General features: G+C 62.3%; 18 protein-coding genes and 2 pseudogenes. 12 read left to right on the top strand and 8 right to left on the bottom strand.

What is annotated here, in order from left to right; translation table 11 throughout:
* Positions 1 to 376 precede the first annotated feature (376 nt).
* From G6N51_RS09245 to G6N51_RS09235, 3 genes are all read left to right on the top strand, one after another.
* The gene (locus tag G6N51_RS09245) at positions 377 to 1,498 is read left to right on the top strand and encodes a spirocyclase AveC family protein (RefSeq protein WP_142275155.1); all 1,122 of its coding nucleotides are present in this window, start codon (positions 377 to 379) and stop codon (positions 1,496 to 1,498) included.
* A gap of 434 nt (positions 1,499 to 1,932) precedes the next feature.
* Positions 1,933 to 2,343 (top strand): hypothetical protein, encoded by a 411-nt coding sequence (locus G6N51_RS09240; RefSeq protein WP_142275156.1) that lies wholly within the window; start codon positions 1,933 to 1,935, stop codon positions 2,341 to 2,343.
* A 268-nt stretch (positions 2,344 to 2,611) separates the two neighbouring features.
* Entirely contained in the window at positions 2,612 to 3,391 is a 780-nt protein-coding gene (locus G6N51_RS09235; RefSeq protein WP_142275157.1) for an enoyl-CoA hydratase/isomerase family protein, read from the top strand.
* A 9-nt stretch (positions 3,392 to 3,400) separates the two neighbouring features.
* Here G6N51_RS09235 and G6N51_RS09230 read toward each other — a convergent pair.
* Positions 3,401 to 4,120: pseudogene (locus G6N51_RS09230) on the bottom strand (SDR family NAD(P)-dependent oxidoreductase); the annotation flags it as partial.
* A gap of 265 nt (positions 4,121 to 4,385) precedes the next feature.
* Positions 4,386 to 5,036: a TetR/AcrR family transcriptional regulator gene (locus G6N51_RS09225; RefSeq protein WP_158086249.1), complete on the bottom strand. Its 651-nt coding sequence runs from the start codon at positions 5,034 to 5,036 to the stop codon at positions 4,386 to 4,388.
* Between the two features lie 177 nt (positions 5,037 to 5,213).
* Between G6N51_RS09225 and G6N51_RS09220 the strand changes: the two genes are divergently transcribed.
* Entirely contained in the window at positions 5,214 to 5,975 is a 762-nt protein-coding gene (locus G6N51_RS09220) for an SDR family NAD(P)-dependent oxidoreductase (protein WP_083174138.1), read from the top strand.
* A 142-nt stretch (positions 5,976 to 6,117) separates the two neighbouring features.
* Here G6N51_RS09220 and G6N51_RS09215 read toward each other — a convergent pair whose 3' ends face one another.
* The 3 genes from G6N51_RS09215 to G6N51_RS09205 are packed head-to-tail and all read right to left on the bottom strand — an operon-like array spanning position 6,118 to position 9,184.
* Positions 6,118 to 7,260, bottom strand: coding sequence for an acyl-CoA dehydrogenase family protein (locus G6N51_RS09215; RefSeq protein WP_083174139.1), 1,143 nt, complete (start codon positions 7,258 to 7,260; stop codon positions 6,118 to 6,120).
* A 5-nt stretch (positions 7,261 to 7,265) separates the two neighbouring features.
* Complete coding sequence (locus G6N51_RS09210; protein WP_083174140.1) at positions 7,266 to 8,321, bottom strand: acyl-CoA dehydrogenase family protein; 1,056 nt, start codon at positions 8,319 to 8,321, stop codon at positions 7,266 to 7,268.
* A complete protein-coding gene (locus G6N51_RS09205) occupies positions 8,318 to 9,184 on the bottom strand; it encodes an acetoacetate decarboxylase family protein (RefSeq protein ID WP_158086250.1) in 867 nt (288 codons plus the stop codon). Before G6N51_RS09205 ends, G6N51_RS09210 begins: the two co-directional genes overlap by 4 nt.
* A gap of 171 nt (positions 9,185 to 9,355) precedes the next feature.
* Between G6N51_RS09205 and G6N51_RS09200 the strand changes: the two genes are divergently transcribed.
* Positions 9,356 to 10,375 (top strand): TIGR03617 family F420-dependent LLM class oxidoreductase, encoded by a 1,020-nt coding sequence (locus G6N51_RS09200; protein ID WP_083174142.1) that lies wholly within the window; start codon positions 9,356 to 9,358, stop codon positions 10,373 to 10,375.
* Between the two features lie 745 nt (positions 10,376 to 11,120).
* Here the strand turns inward: G6N51_RS09200 and G6N51_RS09195 are convergent.
* Positions 11,121 to 12,244: pseudogene (locus G6N51_RS09195) on the bottom strand (epoxide hydrolase family protein).
* 282 nt (positions 12,245 to 12,526) lie between these two features.
* On the opposite strand from G6N51_RS09195, the gene G6N51_RS09190 reads away from it, so the two are divergent.
* Entirely contained in the window at positions 12,527 to 13,357 is an 831-nt protein-coding gene (locus G6N51_RS09190) for an enoyl-CoA hydratase/isomerase family protein (RefSeq protein ID WP_083174143.1), read from the top strand.
* A 99-nt stretch (positions 13,358 to 13,456) separates the two neighbouring features.
* Here G6N51_RS09190 and G6N51_RS09185 read toward each other — a convergent pair whose 3' ends face one another.
* Together G6N51_RS09185 and G6N51_RS09180 are read right to left on the bottom strand one after the other, a co-directional pair.
* Positions 13,457 to 14,047 (bottom strand): TetR family transcriptional regulator, encoded by a 591-nt coding sequence (locus G6N51_RS09185; protein ID WP_083174144.1) that lies wholly within the window; start codon positions 14,045 to 14,047, stop codon positions 13,457 to 13,459.
* A gap of 102 nt (positions 14,048 to 14,149) precedes the next feature.
* Positions 14,150 to 15,073 carry a TIGR03619 family F420-dependent LLM class oxidoreductase gene (locus tag G6N51_RS09180; protein WP_083174145.1) on the bottom strand — a complete coding sequence of 308 codons (924 nt, stop codon included), beginning with the start codon at positions 15,071 to 15,073 and terminating at the stop codon, positions 14,150 to 14,152.
* 326 nt (positions 15,074 to 15,399) lie between these two features.
* Here G6N51_RS09180 and G6N51_RS09175 point away from each other — a divergent pair, with 326 nt between their 5' ends.
* The 6 genes from G6N51_RS09175 to G6N51_RS09150 all read left to right on the top strand — a co-directional run bounded on the left by G6N51_RS09175 (position 15,400) and on the right by G6N51_RS09150 (position 21,485).
* Complete coding sequence (locus G6N51_RS09175) at positions 15,400 to 15,762, top strand: DUF4286 family protein (RefSeq protein WP_083174162.1); 363 nt, start codon at positions 15,400 to 15,402, stop codon at positions 15,760 to 15,762.
* A 294-nt stretch (positions 15,763 to 16,056) separates the two neighbouring features.
* Complete coding sequence (locus G6N51_RS09170; protein ID WP_142393487.1) at positions 16,057 to 17,298, top strand: spirocyclase AveC family protein; 1,242 nt, start codon at positions 16,057 to 16,059, stop codon at positions 17,296 to 17,298.
* Between the two features lie 86 nt (positions 17,299 to 17,384).
* Positions 17,385 to 18,188, top strand: coding sequence for a CbbQ/NirQ/NorQ/GpvN family protein (locus G6N51_RS09165; RefSeq protein WP_232078296.1), 804 nt, complete (start codon positions 17,385 to 17,387; stop codon positions 18,186 to 18,188).
* A gap of 25 nt (positions 18,189 to 18,213) precedes the next feature.
* On the top strand, positions 18,214 to 19,929 hold the full coding sequence (locus tag G6N51_RS09160) for a VWA domain-containing protein (protein ID WP_232078542.1): 1,716 nt from the start codon (positions 18,214 to 18,216) through the stop codon (positions 19,927 to 19,929).
* 174 nt (positions 19,930 to 20,103) lie between these two features.
* Positions 20,104 to 21,294 carry a cytochrome P450 gene (locus G6N51_RS09155; protein ID WP_083174149.1) on the top strand — a complete coding sequence of 397 codons (1,191 nt, stop codon included), beginning with the start codon at positions 20,104 to 20,106 and terminating at the stop codon, positions 21,292 to 21,294.
* Positions 21,291 to 21,485 (top strand): ferredoxin, encoded by a 195-nt coding sequence (locus G6N51_RS09150; protein WP_083174150.1) that lies wholly within the window; start codon positions 21,291 to 21,293, stop codon positions 21,483 to 21,485. The genes G6N51_RS09155 and G6N51_RS09150 overlap by 4 nt, the downstream gene beginning before the upstream one ends.
* Positions 21,486 to 21,490: the final 5 nt, after the last annotated feature.

Below are 21,490 nucleotides of genomic sequence, written 5' to 3'. Positions count from 1 at the left end.
GGGAGCTTGCTATTGCAATTTTCTATAGACGAGTAGATTCTAGCTGCAGCTAGGTGGTGAGGCAAGCGGAGGCACGACAGCATCGCCGCTTGGTTGGCCGTTGTTGACGCGCGAGCAAGCTTGCCTTCATCCGAGGGCTCGGCGAACACGTTCGCCCACAGGCGCGAGCCGCAGGCGCGGGTTTTCAATCAGGTTGCGCCCGCGAGCGTCCTAGCGCTGCCCTCGGACCGGCGACATGTCCGAGATCGAGTCAGGGCAGCCTGCAGATGCCTGATTATTTTCTGTTCATGCTTCGATTCTAGCTTTCACTCGGTTCGACTCTGCGCTAGATTTCACAGCGTAAGTAATTTGTTTAACTGATCACAGGGAGGTGCTGATGGCCACCGTGGAGGTCGAGCCGCGACTGGGCGGCGTAGAGACGCTCAAGAAAACGCCGCGGGTGCGGACCACGCGTCCAATCCTCGTCTGGGCGACGATCGGCGCTTTGTTCATGGTGCTCGCGGCCTATATTGCGTCGAAATGGATCTTCGGCGGTCGCGCAACGCCAACCCCCCTTGGTGTGGACGAGCCGACGAGCGGCGAGATCGCGTTCAACATCGGCGCTCAGGCGGCGGCCATCATCGCCGTCGTCGGCGCGCTGATCTACGTGATCCGGAGATGCATTAGAGAACGGCGCATCACCTTCGACCTGATGCTCATGATCGCCTACGTGATGCTCGTCCAATGGGATCCGGTCCTCAACTACGTCGTACCGACGTTCTCGTATACCTCGTTGATGATCAACTTCGGCTCCTGGACGACCGACGTGCCGGGCTGGGTGTCGCCGCGGGCCAACCTGATGCCTGAGCCGACCGCCGCGATCGGAATCGGGTTCATGTGGAGCGCAGCGCTATGCATGCTCGGGTGCGGCTTCCTGCGTAAGGTCGTGATGAGGCGGTGGCCCGAGACCGGTAAGCTCGGCATCATTCTGTGGTCGGTCGGTTTCATGGCTGTCATGGACCTCCTCATCGAGAGCATTCTGTGTCTCGGGCACAACATCGCCTACTTCAACACCGTGGGCTGGCTGACGTTGTGGCAGGGGACATCTCATCAGTTCCCAATCTACGAAGCGTTCGTATGGGGAGGGCTGGGGTGGGCGCCCCTGATGGTGCTGCGGTTCTACCTGGACGACCGCGGTCACTCGGTCGTGGAGCGCGGCGTTGATCGCCTCAATGTGTCCAACAAGACGAAGGTCCTCCTGCAGATTCTGGCGCTCGGCGCGGTGACCAACATCTGCTACGTGAGTTACAACGTCGTCATGATCGGCATCAGCCTGCAGAACGATAATGATGCCTCGGCGGTCTACCCGTCGCACCTGACAAACTCGCTCTGCGGCCCGCGGAACAAATGCACCACCCCGGGGACCGGTACGCCGATACCTACGGGCGGCCAGCCGGCATCGCCGAGCGACGTGCCGGGCAATGGCCGGACCTGGGTCGACGTTTATCTCGGGCGTTGACCCAGCCGCGCCTGCCATAGCGCGGAAAGGACGTGGTAGGGCGGTGGTGGGCCCACGAGTCGTGTTGCGCCACGACCCTATCCGTTCTCGACCAAGGAACCATGACCATTCAAACCAGCCGACGCGATCCCGTAAGTAGACCTACGGTCACAACTTGCCATTGAAAAATTTTCTATAGCGGAGTAGATTCTAGCTGCAGCTGGTGTTGAGGCAAGCGGACCGGATCTCGAAGCCTGCGTTGGCACCTGAACTTCGTCGAAGGAGTCCGTGCGATGACTTCGTCAGGCGTGGGCTCAGCGAATACCTCCACTATCGTGCATGCTGCTCGTCCTTTCCGTGTGGCGCTCGTGGTCTCTGAGGCCGAGCGCCCCGCAATCGCGAACCCGGCGAGGAGCCGGAGAAGTTCGCTGCTCGGCTCGGATGGCCGCATTTTCGTGCGTCCAGCCGTAATCGTGGCGGCCAGCGACCTTCGGCAAGCCAAGAAGCGAGTCGGCGAGGAGCGCGCGGCGCGGTTTGCGCGCGGACGTAGGCAACGTCCGATCCTGTTGGCCGTCAACGCATGCATCGAAGTCGACAACGCCACGGCGTGCCGGCGGATGCGCAACGGGACTGATGCGATGGGGGAGGGACTGCCCTACGCGGGTACGGCGCGTGGGTTGGCCGGGTTGGTATTCGACATCGATCACCTGGATCTCGCAGACGGCGTCGTCTTGCGTTCGCCCGCTGGGTGGACCGCGGCGGCCTACGCCGCGATCATCGAGGAGTTGAGCAAGCGTGGCTACCAGTTGCTGGTGATGGTCGCCGATCCCGAGATGCCGTGGGTGTCACAACGAAAGGCTTCTTAGGTGAGGGGTCATTCGACCATAAGCCTCGGGTGTGCGGGTTGCCGGGCGAGTGCGCGGGACTTCCGCGGGTAGTGGACGCGTGCAGGCCACATGACGGATCCCTATCGCGCCTAACCGCATCGAGAACCATTTGGTATCCCGGGCTGCCGCCCGAATGGCGTCTCACGACAGGCTAGAATCTGTTTCCGATTCGATAACTAGTGGGTGCCGGGTGGCGACTGTAGAAAATTGGCAACGACGATCGGCCGACCGTTTCGAAGGGGCGATGATGGAACTGGAAACGCTGCTCTACCGGTTGGACGGTCACGTCGCGACCATCACGCTGAATCGACCCGACCGGCTTAACTCCTTCAATCAGCGTATGTGCGAGGATTTCTCGCAAGTCTGGCAGCATGTGCGATTCGATGACGAGGTGCACGCGGTCGTGGTGCGAGCTGCCGGTGAGCGCGCTTTCTGCACGGGCGTGGACACCGACGACACGCTGGAGATGGTGTCACGGCGAAATTTGTGGAGCCGCGAGGATCCCAGCGGTTATCTGTCCCCGAAGGCGAATCAGGTGTGGAAGCCGGTCATCTGTGCGGTGCACGGGATGGCGGCGGGCGGCGCCTTCTACCTACTCAATGAGGCGGACATCATCATCAGCTCCGAGGATGCGACCTTCTTCGATCCGCATGTGAGTTACGGGCTCGCCGCCGTGCTCGAGCCTGTGGGGCTCGCCGCCCGGATGCCGCTGGGTGAAGTGCTGCGGATCGCTCTCATGGGTCTTAATGAACGCATGTCGGCCACCCGCGCCATGCAGATGGGCTTGGTATCGGAAGTTACCGAACGTGAGGAGCTTTGGCCACGCGCGGACGAGATCGCTCACCAGATCGCGGCCAACGAGCCGCTGGCGGTGCAGGGAACGGTGAAGGCGATCTGGGACTCACTCGACGTCGGACGTACCGATGCCATCCGCAATGGCGTGCACTACACGCAGTTGGCCAACGGGGTGGAGACGGTGAAGGTGACTCGCGTCGCAGCCGGCAAGCCGCAGTGGAGGTTGCGGTAGCTCTGCGACTCAGCGAAAGTCCGAGCCGCCGTCCACGTTGAGATCTGCCCCTGTGGTGAACGAGTTGAGGCGCGAGCCCAGTAGCGCGATCATCGGTGCGATCTCCTCGGGGCGCCCGGCGCGGCCGAGGTAGCCGAGAGCGTCGCCGAAAACTTGTTGCAGGAGCACGCCGACTTCCTCGGCGGTGCGCGGCCCGGCGGACTGGTGGGGCAGCGCCTCGATGAACTTGTTGACCTGCTCGGTCATGAACGTTCCCGGCGAGACGGTGTTGACCAAGATGCCCTCCGGGGCGAGTGTCTGGGACAGGTTCTTGGTCATACTGGTCAATACGGCCTTGGCGGCTGTGTATGCGATCAGCCTGGGTGATTGCCGTTGCGCGGAGTGGGCTGAGATGTTGACGATCCGCCCCCAGTCGGCAGCTCGCAGCAGCGGAAGTGCGGCGCGGCAGGTCCGCACGGCGCTGAGCAGAATAAGCTCCAGCGCTCTCGTCCAATCGTCATCGGAAAGTTCATCGAACCCAGCCACTAGTCCGAGGCCGGGCCCTACGGTGTTGATCAGGACATTTGCGGTGTCCCACCAGGATTCGATGTGCTGGAAGGCCGCTCGCACGCTTTGCGCCTCGGCAAGGTCGGTGGGCACCGCAAACGCCTCGGGGCTACCCGCGTCGCGGAGTGCGGCCGCCACCTGATCGAGCTGTGTGCGCCCGCGCGCCAGAAGGGCTAGTCGTGCCCCCTCTCGCGCTTAGACGTGCGCGGTTGCCAGTCCCATGCCTGCGGTCGCCTCGGTGATGATTACCCGCGCGTCCTTCACTCCCAGCTCCATATGAACTTTCTCCGTCGAGTTGGCCACGACATGCCGCAGGGGAATGTGGTGGAAGCGCCCCATGGCGAGGGTGCGCAGACTCGGTTCCTATAAGGAGTTATATAGTTTACCGATTGATCGAATGCCTCGGCACGGTGGTCCCAACCGCGAATGATGTGGACGGACGAAGGCGCTAGGCGCCGGCCTGCATCCGGACCGAGTGGTCCCCAGTAGTGATTCCGTCGAACAGTGCTGCGATGAGAATGTCCGCAACCTTTTCAGGCGAGCGCTTGGCTCGGTCCGGCCATTCGACGGTCCAGTTCAGCGATCCGAGGATGAGGAGCCTCAGGGTCTGCAGGTCGAGGTCGTCTCGAATTTCGCCGGCGTCGCGCGCATCGCTGAGCAGTCCGTCCCAGAGCTGGCCGTAGGGCCGCTGGTCGACGCGGATGTGGCGTTTGCGGAGCTCGTCGGGAAGCTGGCCGACGATGCGTGCATTGGCTGCCGTGTAGTCGACGGCCTCGATCACGGCCTCCGCGTGAGCGTGAATCGCGGCGCGAAGACGTGCGGTCGCCGAGGCGTCGGCGCCCAAGGCTTCGACGGCCGCGACGACGTGCTCGTGGGTCTTTTGCAGTCCCAGGCGCAACATGTCTCCGACAAGGGTGTCCTTGGAATCGAAGTAGTAGTACAGGCTGCCTTGTTTGACATCGGCGGCCTCCGCGATGTCAGTGAGGCGCGTGGCGGCGTATCCGTTCTGGCTGAACACCCGCGCGGCGGAATCGAGGATCCGCGCCCGCGTTCGTGCGGACTTCGCGAATGGCGCCCGGGTCCGCTTCTTCGTCGTCACCGCCCGAGTATACGAGAACCCCGCAATTCTCCGGTCGCCGTTGACGCGTGCGATGGGCCGGACCGGCATCCGCATCGCTCGGCATCGTCCCGTCGTGCACGATTGTGCGGGTGGCGCGCCCAGGCCTGTATTCTGCTGGTTGGTAGAAAATAGGTGCTGATTGGAAGGGTTCGTGCGGTGCGGATGGACGGTTCGGTAGCGCTGGTCACTGGGGGCGCTTCCGGCCTGGGGCTTGCAGCCGCCGCAGCGTTGCGAGACAGTGGCGCGACAGTCGTCATCGCCGATCTGCCGTCTTCGGCCGGTCGAGCGGTTGCGGCCGACCTCGGCGATGACGTTCTGTTCGCGCCAACGGATGTATGCGACGAATCCACTGTCGAAGCGGCACTCGACCTTGCGCAGTCGGCCGGCGACTTGCGGATAGTCGTGAATTGCGCCGGGGTCGGTATCTCTCGTCGCGTGCTCGGCAGAGAAGGCGCACACCCGACGGCGGATTTCGCCAGGGTGATCGGCGTCAACTTGATCGGCACGTTCAATGTCATCCGGTCTGCGGTCGCCCGGATGACGACCACCCCGCTCGACGCCGAAGAGCGGGGTGTCATCGTGAATACCGCATCGATCGCCGCCTACGACGGGCAGATTGGCCAGGTCGCCTATTCTGCCTCGAAGGGAGGCGTCGCGGCGATGACGCTGCCGTTGGCCCGTGATCTGGCGAGTCATGCCATTCGCGTGATGGCTATCGCGCCGGGACTCTTCGAAACGCCATTACTCGGCGTCCTGCCCGACGAGGCACTCGGCGCGATGACCCGGGTAATACCCCATCCCAAACGTTTCGGAAGGCCGAGCGAATTCGGCCAGCTCGTCATGCACATCGTGCAGAACCCTATGCTCAATGGAGAAGTTGTGCGCCTGGACGCGGGCCTGAGGATGCCAGCCCGCTAACTGTGACGAAGCCACGGATCGTGCGCGCGGTTCGGCCAGCCCATCGCGTGGACGCCGACCGTGATGAACGGTGGCTGGATAGCCTCGTTCGGTTCAAGTCCAGGCCGTCAGATCAAGAGCCAAGTCGCCAAATGCAATTGCGTCAGACGCATCTCGGAAGCCCGAGATGGCGTTCTGCCACGATGTTGCGGTTGATCTCGGTAGTGCCCCCGCGGATTGTGCACAGCGGTGCGTGACGTCCCTCGTACTCGATCCAACCTTCCGCGGCCGCGCCAGACTCGCCGAACCGAAGCAAACCCGCCGCTCCGGCCCGCTGTTGGAACCAGTGGGCAGCCTTTTGATATGCCGTCGTCGCAAATAGCTTGGTCATCGCACCCTCGACCAGGGGCAATTCACCGCTGGCCGCCAGCCACGCCGACCGCTGTGTCAGCAGCTTCGCGACTTCGTTGTCAATAGCTGTCTGGGCCATCTGGTGTCGGATGGCTGGGTCGTGCGCCGCACCGGTTTCTTCGGCCCACTGCCGAAAGTGTCGCAACAGCGCAACACCGCTGTTCGTCTCTCCGACGACGCCACGCTCGAACGTCAACCCCACGCCCATCGCCGCCCAACCCTTGTTAACGCCTCCAAGGACCCATTCATCGCCCACGCGGACATCGTCGAAGAACGTCGCGTTGGTGCGCTCGGATCCGATCGTCCACACCGGTTCCACCGAGATGCCGGGCGTGTCCATGGGAAGCACGAACATGGTGAGACCGCGGTGTTTGGGAAGTGCCGGGTCGGTGCGCGTCAGAAGCAGGATCCAATCGGCTTCGTGGGCCATCGTCGTCCACATCTTGGATCCGTTGATCACCCACTGCTCGCCATCGCGAACTGCGCGCGTCGATACGGAGGCAACGTCACTTCCGCTCCCTGGCTCGCTGTAGCCAAGGCAGGCATAGGATTTCGCGGAAATCAGTGAGGAGAGGATGCGTTCTCGCTGGAAGTCGGACCCTAGTCGGTTGACCATCGCGGAAACAATCAGAATCACAGAGAGCGCGTCGTAGGGAACCGACGCCTTCTCGAGCTCGTTGAAAAGGATCCAGAGTTCGATCGGATCACCCTTGCCCAGCCCCGGCACGATTCGTTCAAGCAGGCCTCGCCGTGCGAGCTCCTGATAAAGGGCCGGGCAGGCGAATGTGCCGGTGCGATGGTGTTCACCGCGACGATCTGGGGTGTAAGTCAGGGCGATGACGTCCTTGATCTCTTGACGGAATGCCGTCGCCTCAGTGGAGAGACTGAAATCCATTGCGGCTACCGCTTTCTCGACGCATCGTCGGTACAGACTGCCCCGAACAGTCGGTCTGCCAAGCGCTGGTACTGAGCATCGGGGTCGCCGAGCACCAGCGGCCAGCCGCGCGCCCTGCGGTAGTACAAACCGATGTCGTACTCCTCGGCAAAGCCGTACCCGCCGTGGTAATGCAGCACACGGTCGGTGACCTGGGCCGCTACTTCGGTCGCGAAGAGGTAGGCCATCAAAGCCAGCGATATGGGATCGTCGACCTCGTTGTCGTCGACGTCGGTGGTCGTCGGTGCGGTCGGATCCGAAGTATCCATGGCCCACGCCGCTTTGAAAGTGAGCAGTCGGGCGCCATCGATGAGCCCCGGCAAATCGGCCAATCCATGCTGTACCGCTTGGAAGCCGCCGATCGGCCGGCCGAACTGCTCGCGCGACTTGACGTACTCGACTCCGGTGTCAAGGCTCTTCGCTGCGATGCCGACGAGTGACGCGGCGGTGAGTACTTGCCACTCCGACAGCGCGCGTGACCACACCGACTTGTCGCCCAGCTTCGTTGCGGTGTCGTGCTCGAAGGTTCGAAAGGCCACGGGCATGCATGCGTGGTTTGAAGGTGCCACTCCGGGGGCCTCGGCAGACACGGCTACCGTGGCCCCGTCACACGGGCCGACGACGGTGCGGGCGACCGCTCCGGCGGGGATGAGGCCCCAGTCGAGCCCACCGGTTGCAGATTGCAGCGCGATCGTCGCAACCTCGTCCCCGGCGAGCAGTTCAGCGGACGGCTCGGGTAGGGCGCGCACGGCTACGGTGTGTTCGATGATGGGAACGGGCGCTACCGATCGACCTACGCATTCGCCCAACACCACGAGGTCGGCCAGGGCGGCTCCGCCGCCCCCTTTCTCCACCGCGACCCCCATCGCCGGCGCATCCAGAGCGCACAGCTTCGCCCACAGTTCGGAGTCGAAGCCGAGCGGCTCCGCTCGCCGGACGACCATCGGTTCCGAAGTCTTTGCGAAGAACTCCGAGAACAGTTCTTCGACTGCTCGCTGATCCTCGCTGAGGCTGACCTTCAATTCGCCGACCCACTCGCGGCGACAGCGGTGGTCGCGGTCCTCAGAGATCGCACGCGGGGCAGCGCAGTGATCGTCGAGCGGTCGAAGGAGGACGATCCTTCGATGACCATGGCCCGACGGAGTTGGAGTATCGGCAGCGCAGCCAAGGCCGACATTGCGCGGGCCCCGTTCGGGGCATCTTTCCACGAGGGCGAGAACAACTCGAGTTCGCCCTCACCCACCTGCACGGACGTGATCTGCGAGCGCATCTCGCAACGAGTCACCTCATCGACACCGGGACTGTTGACCACAGGTGGAATGTAGCGAGAACAAAACGCGTATCCGATGCTGCCCGACCGCGCGATCTTTTCCAACGCGACGTCGTCGACTGGCTTCGCGTTGCGCACCGTGCCACGCGCCAACACCGTTCCGTACTCCGACATTTCCCACGATAGGTCGCCGGATTCGTCATGAATAGGGCTGAAATCTGCGCCCAGCTTGGCGAAGCCCGTGAACTCCCGGCCCACGGTGATCGGCCGAATCTGGTCGACCCACATCACGGGCCAGAAGTTGCCTCTGGTCGCCCCCTCGTCGCCGTTGTGGGTCACGCTGATACCGACACACAGTTCTTCGTAGCCATGGCCGGCGAGGTAGTCGACCTGGTCGAATGAGCGCCTGCTGATGATGACCGTCGGCTGCTCCGGGAGGTCGAGTTCCGTCGGTACCAGCGGACGCACCGCGACCGGATCGGTGACGAAGCTGATGTCGAGCGCCCGCAGGTATCCCCATCGCGATACCTGCGGGAGCTCCGTCGGGCCGAACACGATGGGCATTTCATAACGCTCGCCCGGGTGGCAGGTGAACCCCTGATCGGCTGACGACATCTCGAGCATCCCTTTCCCTAATGTATAGCAAAATCTACCGAAAGTTCGATAATGGGACAAGTGGCAGTGGATCAACATGGTTTCGCCATCGAATCTGTCTGTAGTTAGAATCTGACCGCGCTGCGGTGGACGCATCCCGCCGGTGACACTGTCCCCCGATCAAGGAGAGTCATGGACGTCGACCTGGTCGCACCGAATGACGTCGATGCTTTGACCGCCACGAAGAAGGCGGAAGCAGCCGGATATCGCGGTGTGTGGATCCCCGAGATCAAGCACGATCCGTTTCCGCTGCTGGCCATGTGTTCGCAGAACACCAGCGCGGTTGACCTTGGCACCAACATCGCCGTCGCGTTCGCTCGCAACCCGATGACCACAGCCGTGCTTGCGAACGATTTACAGCTCTACTCCCGAGGTCGATTCATGCTGGGGCTGGGCTCGCAGGTCAAAGCCCACATCAGCCGCCGGTTCTGCATGCCATGGTCAGCTCCGGCCGACCGGATGCGCGACTACGTGCTGGCCATCCGGGCGATCTGGGGGAGCTGGCGAACCGGCGAGCGACTTGACTATGAGGGAAAGTTCTACCGCCACACGCTCATGACGTCGTTCTTCGATCCGGGGCCGAACCCGTACGGCAATCCGCCGGTACTGCTGGCCGGCGTGGGCCCCAAAATGTCACGTGTTGCCGGCGAGGTCGCCGACGGCTTTCTCCTGCACAGCTTTACAACCGAGCGATACCTCAGCTCCGTGACGTTGCCTGCGCTTATCGAGGGCCGGGCGGCCGCGGGTCGAGAGGATCTGGACGGTTTCCAGATCAGTGGAGCGGTGTTCGTCGTAACGGGTGAAACCGCGGACGCTCGGGCAGCCGCCGATGCGGCAGTGCGCAGCCGCATTGCTTTCTACGCGTCTACCCCCGCGTACCTTCCCGTCCTGCAGACCCACGGCTGGGAAGGGGTCGGTGATGAGCTGCGGGCCATGATCAAGGCTGATCGGTGGAGCCAATTAGGCGAGGTTATCGACGACGAAATGCTCGACGCCTTCGCCGTCGTCGCCGATCCGCCGGATGTGGCGCGCGCGTTGACGGCCAGATTCGGTTCTGTGTTGAGCCGAGTTGCTTTGGCTGCGCCTTATACCACCTCGGAAGAGCTCTGGCAGCCGATCGTCGGGGAGTTGCGCAACTGGCGGCCATCCTGACTTGATGTATCACGGCGCGAGGGAGGGCGGCCGCCCACCCACACGCTCGATGCCGGTTCGAGGGGCCTACGAGGTCTCCGGCAATGTGCTGCGACAAGTGTCGGTCTACAGAATCCGGGGCAGCGGTAGTGGTGGCGGCTAGCCCACATGGCGAACCATTGCGCTGGAACCCGATAGCCCGGAGCCGCCTCGAACTAGTCGTGCCGTGCCTCGATGGTCATTCTTCCCGGACAAGTCGACGAGGGTCGTGTCAGCGGACTCATGATCTGCTGTCAAATTGGAGACGGGGCCGGTCGCCGGTTCGAACGGGTCCGGTTCACACTCGACCACTTTCCTGAGATCAATGCTGTCGGCGTGGCATTGTCCTTTGATAGTTCGACAGTCGACTGTCATGAGCCAGAGCTATCCATCCAAGAGCGGGTTCGGTGACACGGCAAGCCCTTCCCGTCAGCTGGAGGTGGGCGCAACACCTGACACCGCAGGTGCTCACGTCGTTGCTGCGCCACTACTGCGAACCCCGTGCTCCTCGACGAGCGGGACGTCGCCCCGGTCCCATGTGCGGGCCTGGACGCGGCGTCGGTCCGACATCGAAGCGACGTGCTCGGGCTCATCCGCCAGTGCAGCCGTGAATCCTTGAGATTTCAGTGTTTTCGGCCGCTCGCGAGGCAGAAGTAAACCCCTCGTGCACGCCGCGCACTTGGCAGCCGGATGGGAAGCGAGACGGCCTGCGCCACAGCCTCGTCGCTCAACGCACCTTCTCGAAGAAGGCGTTCACGTCTTCAACGAAGAGCTCTGGATGTTGGAACGCAGCGAAGTGACCGCCTCGGGGCCATCGTGGCCCAGTGTGTGATGTTGTATTCGGCCTCACACCATCGGCGCGGCGCCAGCATGATCTCCTTTGGAAAGCACGCAACGCCAGTGGGCAGTTCGACTCGGCCGGTTGCGCTGAAGAAGCCCAAACTTTCCCAGTACAGTCGGGCCGAAGCCGCGCCGGTTCCGGTCGGCCAGTAGAGCATGACGTTGTCGAGCATCTTATCGCGGCTTAACGCGTTCTCGGGGTGGCCGTCGCAGTCGGTCCATGACCAGAATTTTTCGACTATCCACGCCAACTGGCCTGCAGGGGAATCCACCAACCCATAGCCCAGTGTTTTCGGCCGCGTCGACTGTTGCTTGGCGTAGCCCGAATCCCACCGGTCGTAATAAGTGAGTCGATCTAGCGCCAGCGTCTCTTCCTCGGTGGGCTTGCCAATGTCGTTGGGCGGAAAGCCCACTGGCGTGTTCAGGTGGATGGCTACGCAACTGCCGCCATTGCGCCCAATCTGTTTAGCGACTCCTGCACCCCAGTCACCGCCTTGAGCACCGTAACGCTGGTAACCGAGGCGATTGACGAGGACTTCCCAGGCTGTCGCGATCCGCTCGACGCCCGACCCCGTCGAGGTCGGCTTGGCCGAGAACCCGTACCCGGGCAGCGACGGGCAGATGACGTCATAACTGCGCTCATTCAATGGCTCGATCACCTTCTGGAACTCCACGATCGATCCCGGCCAGCCGTGCGTGATCACGATGGGAAAGGCGTCATCACGGCCGGACCGCTGATGAATGAAGTCAACGGTTAGCCCGTCGATATCAGTGGTGTAGTGATCGAATCTGTTCAGCGCCGTCTCGCGGGCACGCCAGTCATAATCTTGCCCAGTAGGCGGCAAGTTGCCTCACATAGCTCAGCTGTACACCTTGGCGGCTCCAGTCGTCAACGCATTCGGCCCCAGGCCAGCGCGCACGAGCAAGGCGTTCCTTCAGATCTACAAGGTCAGTGTCGGGGATCTCTATATGGAAGGGAAAATCGAGGTCATGCCACCGATCCTCGCGCAACGACCCGGCGCAATTAGGCAGTCCACTGTCGTACTGGTCCGCTCGGCTGACCATGCGGACAGCAAGATCGACAATGAGCGATTGCGCGCAGATCTCGCCCGGGCTCAGCGGGACTGTCCGAGACAGCGACCACGAATTCGCCCAAGGTTTGCGGCAAACGGCCGTCGGGATAATGGCTCTGGATCGGCATACCCATTGCATTGAACCGCTTCTACTGCACGATGTGCGGGCTGCTGACTGTTAATGTGACAGTTCTGTGTCACTGATAGCAGAGAAGGATCCATGACGAACGGAATCAGTGTAAGTGAGCCTCGACCGCCGGACGGCGACTGGCTCGGCACACCGTACCTGCGGTTCGAGCGCGACGGTGCGCTAGCGAAAGTCACTCTGGATCGTCCGCACGCGCGCAACGCCATGACAGCGGCGATGTATTTCGGTATTCGCTACGCCGTCTCGCGCGTGGCCGCAGACGACAGCTTGGCCGGGCTGCTGATCACGGGCACCGGGGACGTCTTTGCCCCCGGCGGCGATCTCGGGCACCGCGCCGAGGACAATTGGATGGAGTTGGCTTTTGCCCTGGGAATGGATGTCACGCCTTTTGAGGCCTTGCGCCAGTCGCCCAAGCCGGTGGTATCCGCGGTCAACGGCCTGGCGCAGGGTGGTGGATTGCAGATTGCGATGTGCAGCGACATGGCGGTGGTGAGCGAGCGCGCGACTTTTCGCGTACCGGAGTTGTACCGCGGCATTGCTGACACCTACTACAGTCAGATGCTCGCACGGATCATCGGACCGGTTCGCGCGCGAGACCTGATGTTCACCGGTCGGGTACTGTCGGCCGAGGAGGCGCTCGAATGGGGGATGATTTCCCGCGTCGTTCCTCACGACGACTTGCTGACCACTGCGCGCGAGGTACTTGCGCAATGCTGCCGAACCGCACCGCAGGCGCGTGCAGTGGTCAAGGCCAATCTCGACAACTACATGGGGCTGTACGATCGGATCAACATGTACCAAAGCGTCATGGGGCCCGAAGCGCGAGAAGGCTTTACAGCGTTCAAGGAGAAGCGGTCGCCGGAATGGGTCCATCCCGCACTGCGCGTCACAGGACGGCTGTGACGACGATGGCCCCGCGTTCGGCGTCGGCTGGTAAACGTGAGATCGAGATGTGGACGCGTATCGTCCGCCTCGTGAGCCCCGCTGCGGGCAGGTAACGCCTTACGTCAGCAACGCTGGTAAGGCTGCGAACTCCTGCCGAATCAGGTCGTCCAGACTGCGAGCGCTTCCGGCCAGCCACTGGCTCAGAGCGCTTTCCAGCAGGCTCATCCCTACCGTGGCGAGCATCGCGCACTCGGCATCAGGGGCCGAGAGTCCACGCCGTCTTGCGACTACGTCGGCGACCGTGGCGGCAGTGGCTCGAGAAATCTTGCGCTCGCGGCCGAGAAGGACCAGGGATGACTCGACGGCTTCGTAGTATTGCGCGATCCTCTTACGGATGCGCTTGAGTGACGGTGCCAGGATCGCGAAGGATTCGGCCATCGCTTCGTAGTCGGACAGCACGTCGTCTCGGCCCAGGTACACGGTCTTGAAGGCGTTTATGAAATCGTGTCCGCCAAAGAACAGCACCGACTCCTTCGTCGGGAAATAGCGGAAGAACGTTCTCGGCGATACGCCGGCGGCGGCCGCGATCTCGTCGGTCGTGGTCTCGTCGTATCCGTTGACACTGAAGAGGTTCAGCGCTGCGTCAATGAGCGCAGCTTTGGTTTGGGCGGCATGCTCGGACCGCGGTGAGCGATCACCTCTCGCCATGCCGTCCTCCCTGCACGTTCCTCACGTTGTGCTGAGGCTACAACGCCGGTTCCATCGGCGATCAGCAGCGTGGTGATAGTCGTGTCGCCAGGCTTGCCAACCTTAATCAACTGCTGTCGGCATCACTTCTTCGGACACCCAGTGCAGATGATCGAGATAGGAGCTGAAGTCAACCACCGGTGGAGGATTCACCCACGTATCGGTGACGCCCAGACCGGCGAGCATGTTGCAGTTGTCAATGACCTGCTGAGCGTTCTGACCGAATTGCGAATGGGGGTCGTCGTTGATTTCGTGCGCCAAGCCGATATTCAGTGACGCCAAGCTGAAGAAAAGCGCAAACGGACGGCCATCGTAGCCAGGCTGCGACTTCAGGTAATCGAGCTTGGCCGGGAAGTCCTCGGGCCGGGTCTGCCACGGCGCCCAGCCATCACCGAATCGGGCGGCTCGACGGAGCACGGCCTCGGCGTCGCCGCCCATCCAGATTGGTGGGTGGGGCTTGTGAATCGGCTTGGGGCCGAACGCGATGTCGCGAAATCTGACGAATTCGCCGTCATAGGCGGGCGTGTCGCTGTGCCACATTTCGAACATCGCCGCGAGGTATTCATCAGTGAGCCGCCCGCGTCTGCGGAAGGGGACGCCGATGGCGTCGTACTCTTCTTCGAGCCAGCCTACCCCCACCGTCACCTGCGCACGGCCGCCGGAAAGCCAGTCCAGCGTTGCGATCGACTTCGCCGCGATGACGGGGTTGTGCAACGGTAAAATCGTGACCATCGATCCGATCGAGATCGTCGATGTGGCGCCGGCGATGTAGGCCTGCGCTGTCGTGGCATCGAAGTAGTGATTGCCCGAAAGTTCTACGTGCGATGTGGGTGTCACGAAGTGTTCCGGGATGAATACGCGCGTGAAGCCCAATTTCTCGGCGGTGCGTGCGACGTGGGCGATGTCGGTGCCGGCAAGGCCGCGCTCCCACGGTTGGGTGAGCGCGGCCACGTGGACGCTATTGGGCAGGACGACGCTGAACCGCATGGGCGGCCTTCTCCTTGGATCGGTCGATAGGGTGCGCACCGGATCGAAATGACGCGGGCGTATTCAACGGACCTCAGTATGGCAGTTGACTGTCATCAGTCAATGCGCTGCGTTACGATGAGTCAATGACATCGCATCACCACCGGTGTCGACCCGTCCCACGCTTATGCCGTTGGTTGGGTCGAAGTGATGTCGAAGGACGAAACGGGATACCACCTACGTCGAGCGGTCTGATCTGACGCGCTTCAGTTGGCGTTGACAGTGTGACAGTTGGCTGCCATAGTGCGTGAGATGTCCACCTCGGAACTGCCAAGGGGGTTGTGTCGGTGGCCAAGAACCTTTTTCTTGTGATGACCAATCCCATTGAAGGCCAAGACGACGCCTTCAACGAGTGGTACGACACACGCCATGTGCGCGAGGTGCTCGCGCTGCCCGGAGTGGTAGCCGCACAGCGTTACGACCTCTCGGAGGTGAAGGTGCGCGAGGAAGACTTGCCTGCTCCTTTGCCGCCGCCTGCGCACCGATATCTGGTGATATACGAGTTGGATCGCGAGCCCGACCAGGTCATGGCCGAGTGGCTCAAGGGCACCGCGGCCGGAACGCTGACGCTGGGCGAAACGCTGGACCTCAACACAGTGTCGGTGACGGGCTGGACTCCGCGGGGTGAGCGCAGGGAAGCTGACAACTGATAGCCGGATTTGGCGTCGACGATCATAGGCGCAGCGCGTTTGGAGCCGATTCGATCCCGACCGCACCATCCCGCATGACGACACACCGAGCAGAGGCTGACAGCCGCGGCTCACGCGCCCAGCCGAGAACATGCAACCGGGCCGTTCGTGGTTACCCGCGATGAGCGAATCCGCGGTGCTCACGACATGGATGACCGAATGCGGTGCAGCGCTTGCGCCGATGGTGGCCCCCGTGACGCCTACCTCGATGACGGGGTCCGCGCCGCGTGTGCGCAGGCGTCGCCGGAGGTCTGTTTGCTTATTTTCGATCAGAATTTAGATTTTGCTTCCCATCGTGTCGAACACGTTATACATTTCACAGATAGGGATTCGTTGTTGAATTCGTCACGAAGGGGCGTGCGCATGACGACGTTGGAAAGAGGGCCGCTCGCGAGTGCTGGCCCTGACAAGCTGATGAAGACGCCGCGGGTGCGGACCACGGTTCCGATCGTCGCTTGGGCGACGGTCGGTGCGGCGTTCATCGCCCTGGCGATCTACGTCGCGTCGAGTTGGATCCTCGGTGGTCGTGCGACGCCTACGCCGATCGGTGCCAACAACCCGAAGCTGGGCAGGGATCTGGCCTGGAACATCGGCGCCCAGGTGCTGACGATCATTGCCGTCATCGGAACTCTGATCTACGTCGGCAGGCGATGCATACGGGAGCGGCGGGTCACCTTCGACGCCATCCTCATAGTCGCCTACCTGCTGCTGATCCAATGGGATCCGATTCTGAACTACGTCACGCCGCAGTTCTCGTACTCGTCGCTGATGATGAACTTCGGGTCGTGGACGACCGACATGCCCGGCTGGGTGTCACCTCATGGCAACCTCATGCCCGAGCCGACCATCCTGATCGGCATCGGGTTCATCTGGAGTGCGTCGCTGTGTATGATCGGTTGCGGTTTCCTGCGCAAGGTCGTAATGAGGCGCTGGCCACAGACCGGCAAGCTGGGCATCATCCTGTGGTCCCTCGGCTTTATGCTGCTCGCCGACTTCGTCATCGAGACCGTGCTGTGCTACGGGCACATCATCGCCTATCCGAACACCGTGAGCTGGCTGACGCTCTTCAAAGGCACATCGCACCAATTCCCCCTCTATGAGTCGCTGGTGTGGGGTGGACTTGCCTGGGCGCCGCTGATGGTTCTGCGGTTCTATCTAGATGACCGTGGCCATTCCGTCGTCGAGCGCGGGGTCGACCGCCTCAATGTGTCCAACAAAGCAAAGGTGGGCCTGCAGATCCTGGCCGTCGCCGCGGTGACGAACATCGGCTACCTGAGCTACAACATCGTGATGATCGGGATCGGCCTGCAGATCGACAATGACGGCCACGCTGTCTATCCGTCGCACCTGATCAATGGGATCTGCGGGCATGAAACACCGTATCCATGTCCCGATCCCGCTGCGGGACGGCCCATTTCGACTGGTGGTCAACCCGGCTCGCCTCGTGACATCCCCGGTGACGGCCGCACTTGGGTCGACGTATACCTCGGGGGCTGAGGAAACCTACTAAGCGGCCGAACGACGATTCAACTACTTAACCTGAGCAAGGACGTATGACGATTCACTCCTGCCAACGTGGTCCCGTGATCAATAATCACAATCCCGCGCTCGGCGTCGTCGACGACTACCATCCCGTCGGCGATGAACTGGACATCCTGCTCGGAGCCTGGCGGGCGCGTCTGCCGGTGCTGCTCAAGGGGCCGACGGGCTGCGGAAAGACAAAGTTGGTGGAGAGTGCGGCACGTCGACTCGGACTGGACCTGGTCACGGTGTCGTGCCATGAGGACATGCTCGCCGCAGATCTGGTGGGGCGTTATCTGCTCGAGGGCGCGGACACCGTCTGGCAGGACGGACCGCTGACCGCCGCGGTTCGTGGTGGCGCCATCTGTTATCTCGACGAGATCGTCGAAGCCCGCGTTGACGCAACGGTGGTGATTCACTCCCTTGCCGACCATCGGCGACAGTTGTTCATTGATCGACTCAATGAAACACTGGACGCCCCAGAGTCATTCATGCTGATCGTGTCCTATAACCCTGGTTATCAGACGTTGCTCAAGGACCTCAAGCCCTCAACGCGTCAACGCTTTGTGGCGGTAGAACTCGACTTCGCACCACCGGAGCTCGAGCAGCAAATAGTGAAGGAGCAGTCTCGTGCCTCGGACGAGGCCGTCACCACTCTGGTGCGACTGGGTCAAGCAGTGCGACATCTGAACGAGCCGAGTATGTCCGAGATGGTGTCGACCCGGGCCTTGATCGCGGCGGCGCGGCTGCACGTCAACGGACTTTCGCTCAATCGCGCGGCACGCAGCGCGATCGCGGCCATGCTGACCGACGACGCGACGGTCACGAGGTCGATCGCTGAACTGATCGATGCCTACATCGACTGATCAACCGACCGTCGCCGGCTTGCAAATGCTGGCCCGTGCGGTATCGGGACGCCTGGTGTGTGTCAAGGCCGCGAGCGGGCAAGACGAGGGCGTCTATATGTCGGGAAACACGATCACAGTCGACGGCGGGCGGCTCACCACGCTGACCCGGGCACAAGTAGTCGTACAAGCCGCGATGTACGGTGCCGGATCATTTGATCCGCGGGTCCTGCGTCACCTCATCGGGCGGTCTAACGCGTGCACGCGGTACTGCGCCATGGAAGGTCTGCGTGCGCTCTCGCTGACCTCGAATCGATTGCCGCCCTTTGTAACAGCATTAGCGGCTGGGCTGATGGACGTTCCCAGGACCAGCTCAGCCGAAGAGTCGATGCGGATGGCATTGGCGCGAACCCAGGTTCCTCCCGCACCCGAATTCTTCGGTCAGCTCAAACCTGCGCGTGCGGTACTGGCGGCGACAGCGCGCACAGGCCGGGAGCACGACGGCGACGTGAAGATACGCAATGACTCAAACGCCGATGAGGCCGACGATCCCGACACCAACAGCGATGAGGCCAAGTCTCTCGATCTGCTGAGCAATCCGCTGACGCCGAACCACCCGATGGCCAGACTGATCCAGAGTCTGTTCAAGCACTCTGGCGGCAAATCTGCGGATGCGGCATCCCAAGCCGGCGGTGGAACGCCGGTGGCCAAACCGAGTATGCGGCCCAGCGGCGGACGTAGAGTCAACATCGGCCGGCGCATCGCCTCGGCCGCTCACAGCTTCATCTTCGGCGGTTACAGCGGCGACGCCCGCTATCCGGAATGGGACGAGAGTTCGAAGCGGTATCGCAACGACTGGGTTACCGTGCACGAACTCGAGCCATGGAATCCGGATGGCTTCCGTGACCACACGGCACTCGCTCGCATCGACGTAATGAGGGCTCCGACGGCGCTTACACGCAGCCTTGCTCGTAACGTGCTGGAGATTGCGCCGTACGGGCGCAGCGAATTCGGTGAACAACTGCACACCGATGGTGTCGTCGACCTGGCATACTGGCGCCGAAGCCGATTCGGCTCTGCGCCGCTACCTTTCATCGGGAAGAAGCGCCAACGACCGGGCCTCGCGGCGTTGGTACTCTTGGACGTCAGCAGTTCGACGCTGGACACGACCGCGCGCGCGGACGGGGAAACCGGCTCGGTGTTCGACCAACACCTCAAGCTGTCCTATCGCATTACAACCGCGCTCGATGCGCTCGGAGTGCCTGTTGGGTTCTACGCGTTCCGTAGTTGGGGCCGCGAAATGGTCCACGTGATGCCGATCAAGGGTCTACGAGAAAGTCTGTCGGCCTTGACCATCGAGCGAATCGGCCACCTGAGTCCGGCGGGCTTCACGCGAATCGGCGGTGCCGTTCGCCATTGCACCTCCATCTTGGAACGTCAGACCGAGGGAATGAAGCGGGTGGTTATCCTCGTTTCGGACGGGCACCCCTACGATGACGGATACGACGGCGCCCAGGCCTCGGGCGACACCCGCCACGCCATGAGCGAAGCCCGCTTGCGGGGCGTCGGCTTCGTATGCGTCGGAGTTACTGCACCGAACAGCAATGAGTCTCACGTTCAACGCGACGCGCTTGACTCGGCCTCGGCGTTGCACGTCGCTAACATCAGCGGGATCGAGCGCCAACTCGGAAAGCTCATTCGCCAAGCGCTGACTGATACGCGTCGCCGTGGAGACCACACTTCGTTCACTGTGCCCGCGTGACGTTTTCTTCGCCTAAGGAGTGCACGGCCCCGAGCCCCACTGAAGCCGGAGGCCGCGATTGGATGGATGCTCACTTCCGAGCTTCCTTGCCAACACTTTCGACTGTGAGTTAGATTCTAGAAGATAGTCGACGTGAACACGACACACTCATACGGGGACGAGGGACGAGGGACGATGACTACCGCTGACGCAATTCCACAGATCGATATGGACTGCCTCCCCATGGATGTCGCACGCGACCAGGCGTGGCAGGCCACCCAAGTTGCCTCGCTGATCGCTATTGCCGATGGATATGCGGTGACCACCCGCCGCGGTGCCGACGAGGTGCTCAAACACCCCGACCCGTTCTCTTCGGCGAAGGCGTTCGACATGCTGCAGAGCCCGGTGCCGCTCGTGCCTATCGCCTACGATCCGCCGACGCAGACGCGCTATCGTCAGATCTTGCAGCCGTTCTTCAGTCCGCGAGTCATCAAACCGATGGAAGCCGAACTGCGACCTCAGATGATCGCACTCATCGACCCGATCGCGCGGCGTGGCCATTGTGATTTCGTCAGCGAGGTCGCTCAGGTGTTCCCGATCCAGGCTTTCCTCACGTTCTTCGGATTGCCGCGTGAGATGCGCGACCAGTTTTGGGAGTGGAAGAACGCAGTGATCGGCCTCGCGGGAGCTGGTTTCGCCGCCGAGGACGACGCCGCTCAAGAGGGCATGATGAAGGCGCTCGAGATGTACACGTACTTCACTGAACTGATTCCCCAGCGCCGCGGTAAGGGCGGTGACGACGTCCTGAGCCAGATATTGGCCAAACGACCACCCGAGGATCTCACCGACCCCGAAGCCGTCGGCCTCTGCTTCTTGTTCGTGCTCGCCGGGTTGGACACCGTGACCGACACGCTAGGTTGCGGGATGCAGCGGCTCGCGGAGAATTCGGGCAAGCGGCAGGAGATCATCGACGACCCTGCTCTGATTCCCGCCGCGGTGGAAGAGCTGCTTCGGCTGGACCCCCCCGCCCCATTCATCCCTCGGGTTACCTCCGCCGAGGCTCACATCGAGTCGGCGCGGCTCCGTGCCGAAACACGTGTGTCGACGTATCTCGGCGCCGTTAACCGCGATCCCGCCGTGTTCGAAAACCCGCACGAAATCGACTTTCACCGGCCAGAAAACCCGCACATCAGCTTCGGGATGGGACCACACCGCTGTCTGGGTTCGCATCTCGCCAGACTTGAATTGGGCATCGTGTATGAGGAGTGGCACAAGCGGATTCCGCACTACCGGATCAAGCCCGGCACCACACCCAAAGTGCACTGGCCTCATGGCACCATAGGGCTCGAATCGCTTCACCTGGAGTTCGACAAGGCAGAGGGATGAAGCTCAGAATCGACAGCGCCTGCACCGGCCACGGACTGTGTTATTCCTTGGCTTCGCGTCTCTTCAAGGATGACGACCAAGGCTATGGACATGTCCTCGGCGACGGTGTGGTCCCCGAAGGTCTTCTCGCCGAGGCACGTTCGGCGGTGGCCAACTGTCCGGAACGGGCCATCAGCTTGGGCGAAGATTGATTGGC

The organism is Mycobacterium paraseoulense, from assembly GCF_010731655.1.
Classification (GTDB): Bacteria; Actinomycetota; Actinomycetes; order Mycobacteriales; family Mycobacteriaceae; genus Mycobacterium; species Mycobacterium paraseoulense.
Note: the sequence above shows the minus strand (reverse complement) of the source record. Positions and strands in the feature narration are given on the sequence as shown.

Coding starts and splice junctions, on each gene's coding strand:
- G6N51_RS09245 (WP_142275155.1), top strand. CDS start 377: ATGGCCACCGTGGAGGTCGAGCCGCGACTGGGCGGCGTAGAGACGCTC.
- G6N51_RS09235 (WP_142275157.1), top strand. CDS start 2,612: ATGGAACTGGAAACGCTGCTCTACCGGTTGGACGGTCACGTCGCGACC.
- G6N51_RS09215 (WP_083174139.1), bottom strand. CDS start 7,260: ATGGATTTCAGTCTCTCCACTGAGGCGACGGCATTCCGTCAAGAGATC.
- G6N51_RS09205 (WP_158086250.1), bottom strand. CDS start 9,184: ATGTCGTCAGCCGATCAGGGGTTCACCTGCCACCCGGGCGAGCGTTAT.
- G6N51_RS09200 (WP_083174142.1), top strand. CDS start 9,356: ATGGACGTCGACCTGGTCGCACCGAATGACGTCGATGCTTTGACCGCC.
- G6N51_RS09190 (WP_083174143.1), top strand. CDS start 12,527: ATGACGAACGGAATCAGTGTAAGTGAGCCTCGACCGCCGGACGGCGAC.
- G6N51_RS09185 (WP_083174144.1), bottom strand. CDS start 14,047: ATGGCGAGAGGTGATCGCTCACCGCGGTCCGAGCATGCCGCCCAAACC.
- G6N51_RS09180 (WP_083174145.1), bottom strand. CDS start 15,073: ATGCGGTTCAGCGTCGTCCTGCCCAATAGCGTCCACGTGGCCGCGCTC.
- G6N51_RS09160 (WP_232078542.1), top strand. CDS start 18,214: ATGCTGGCCCGTGCGGTATCGGGACGCCTGGTGTGTGTCAAGGCCGCG.
- G6N51_RS09155 (WP_083174149.1), top strand. CDS start 20,104: ATGACTACCGCTGACGCAATTCCACAGATCGATATGGACTGCCTCCCC.
- G6N51_RS09150 (WP_083174150.1), top strand. CDS start 21,291: ATGAAGCTCAGAATCGACAGCGCCTGCACCGGCCACGGACTGTGTTAT.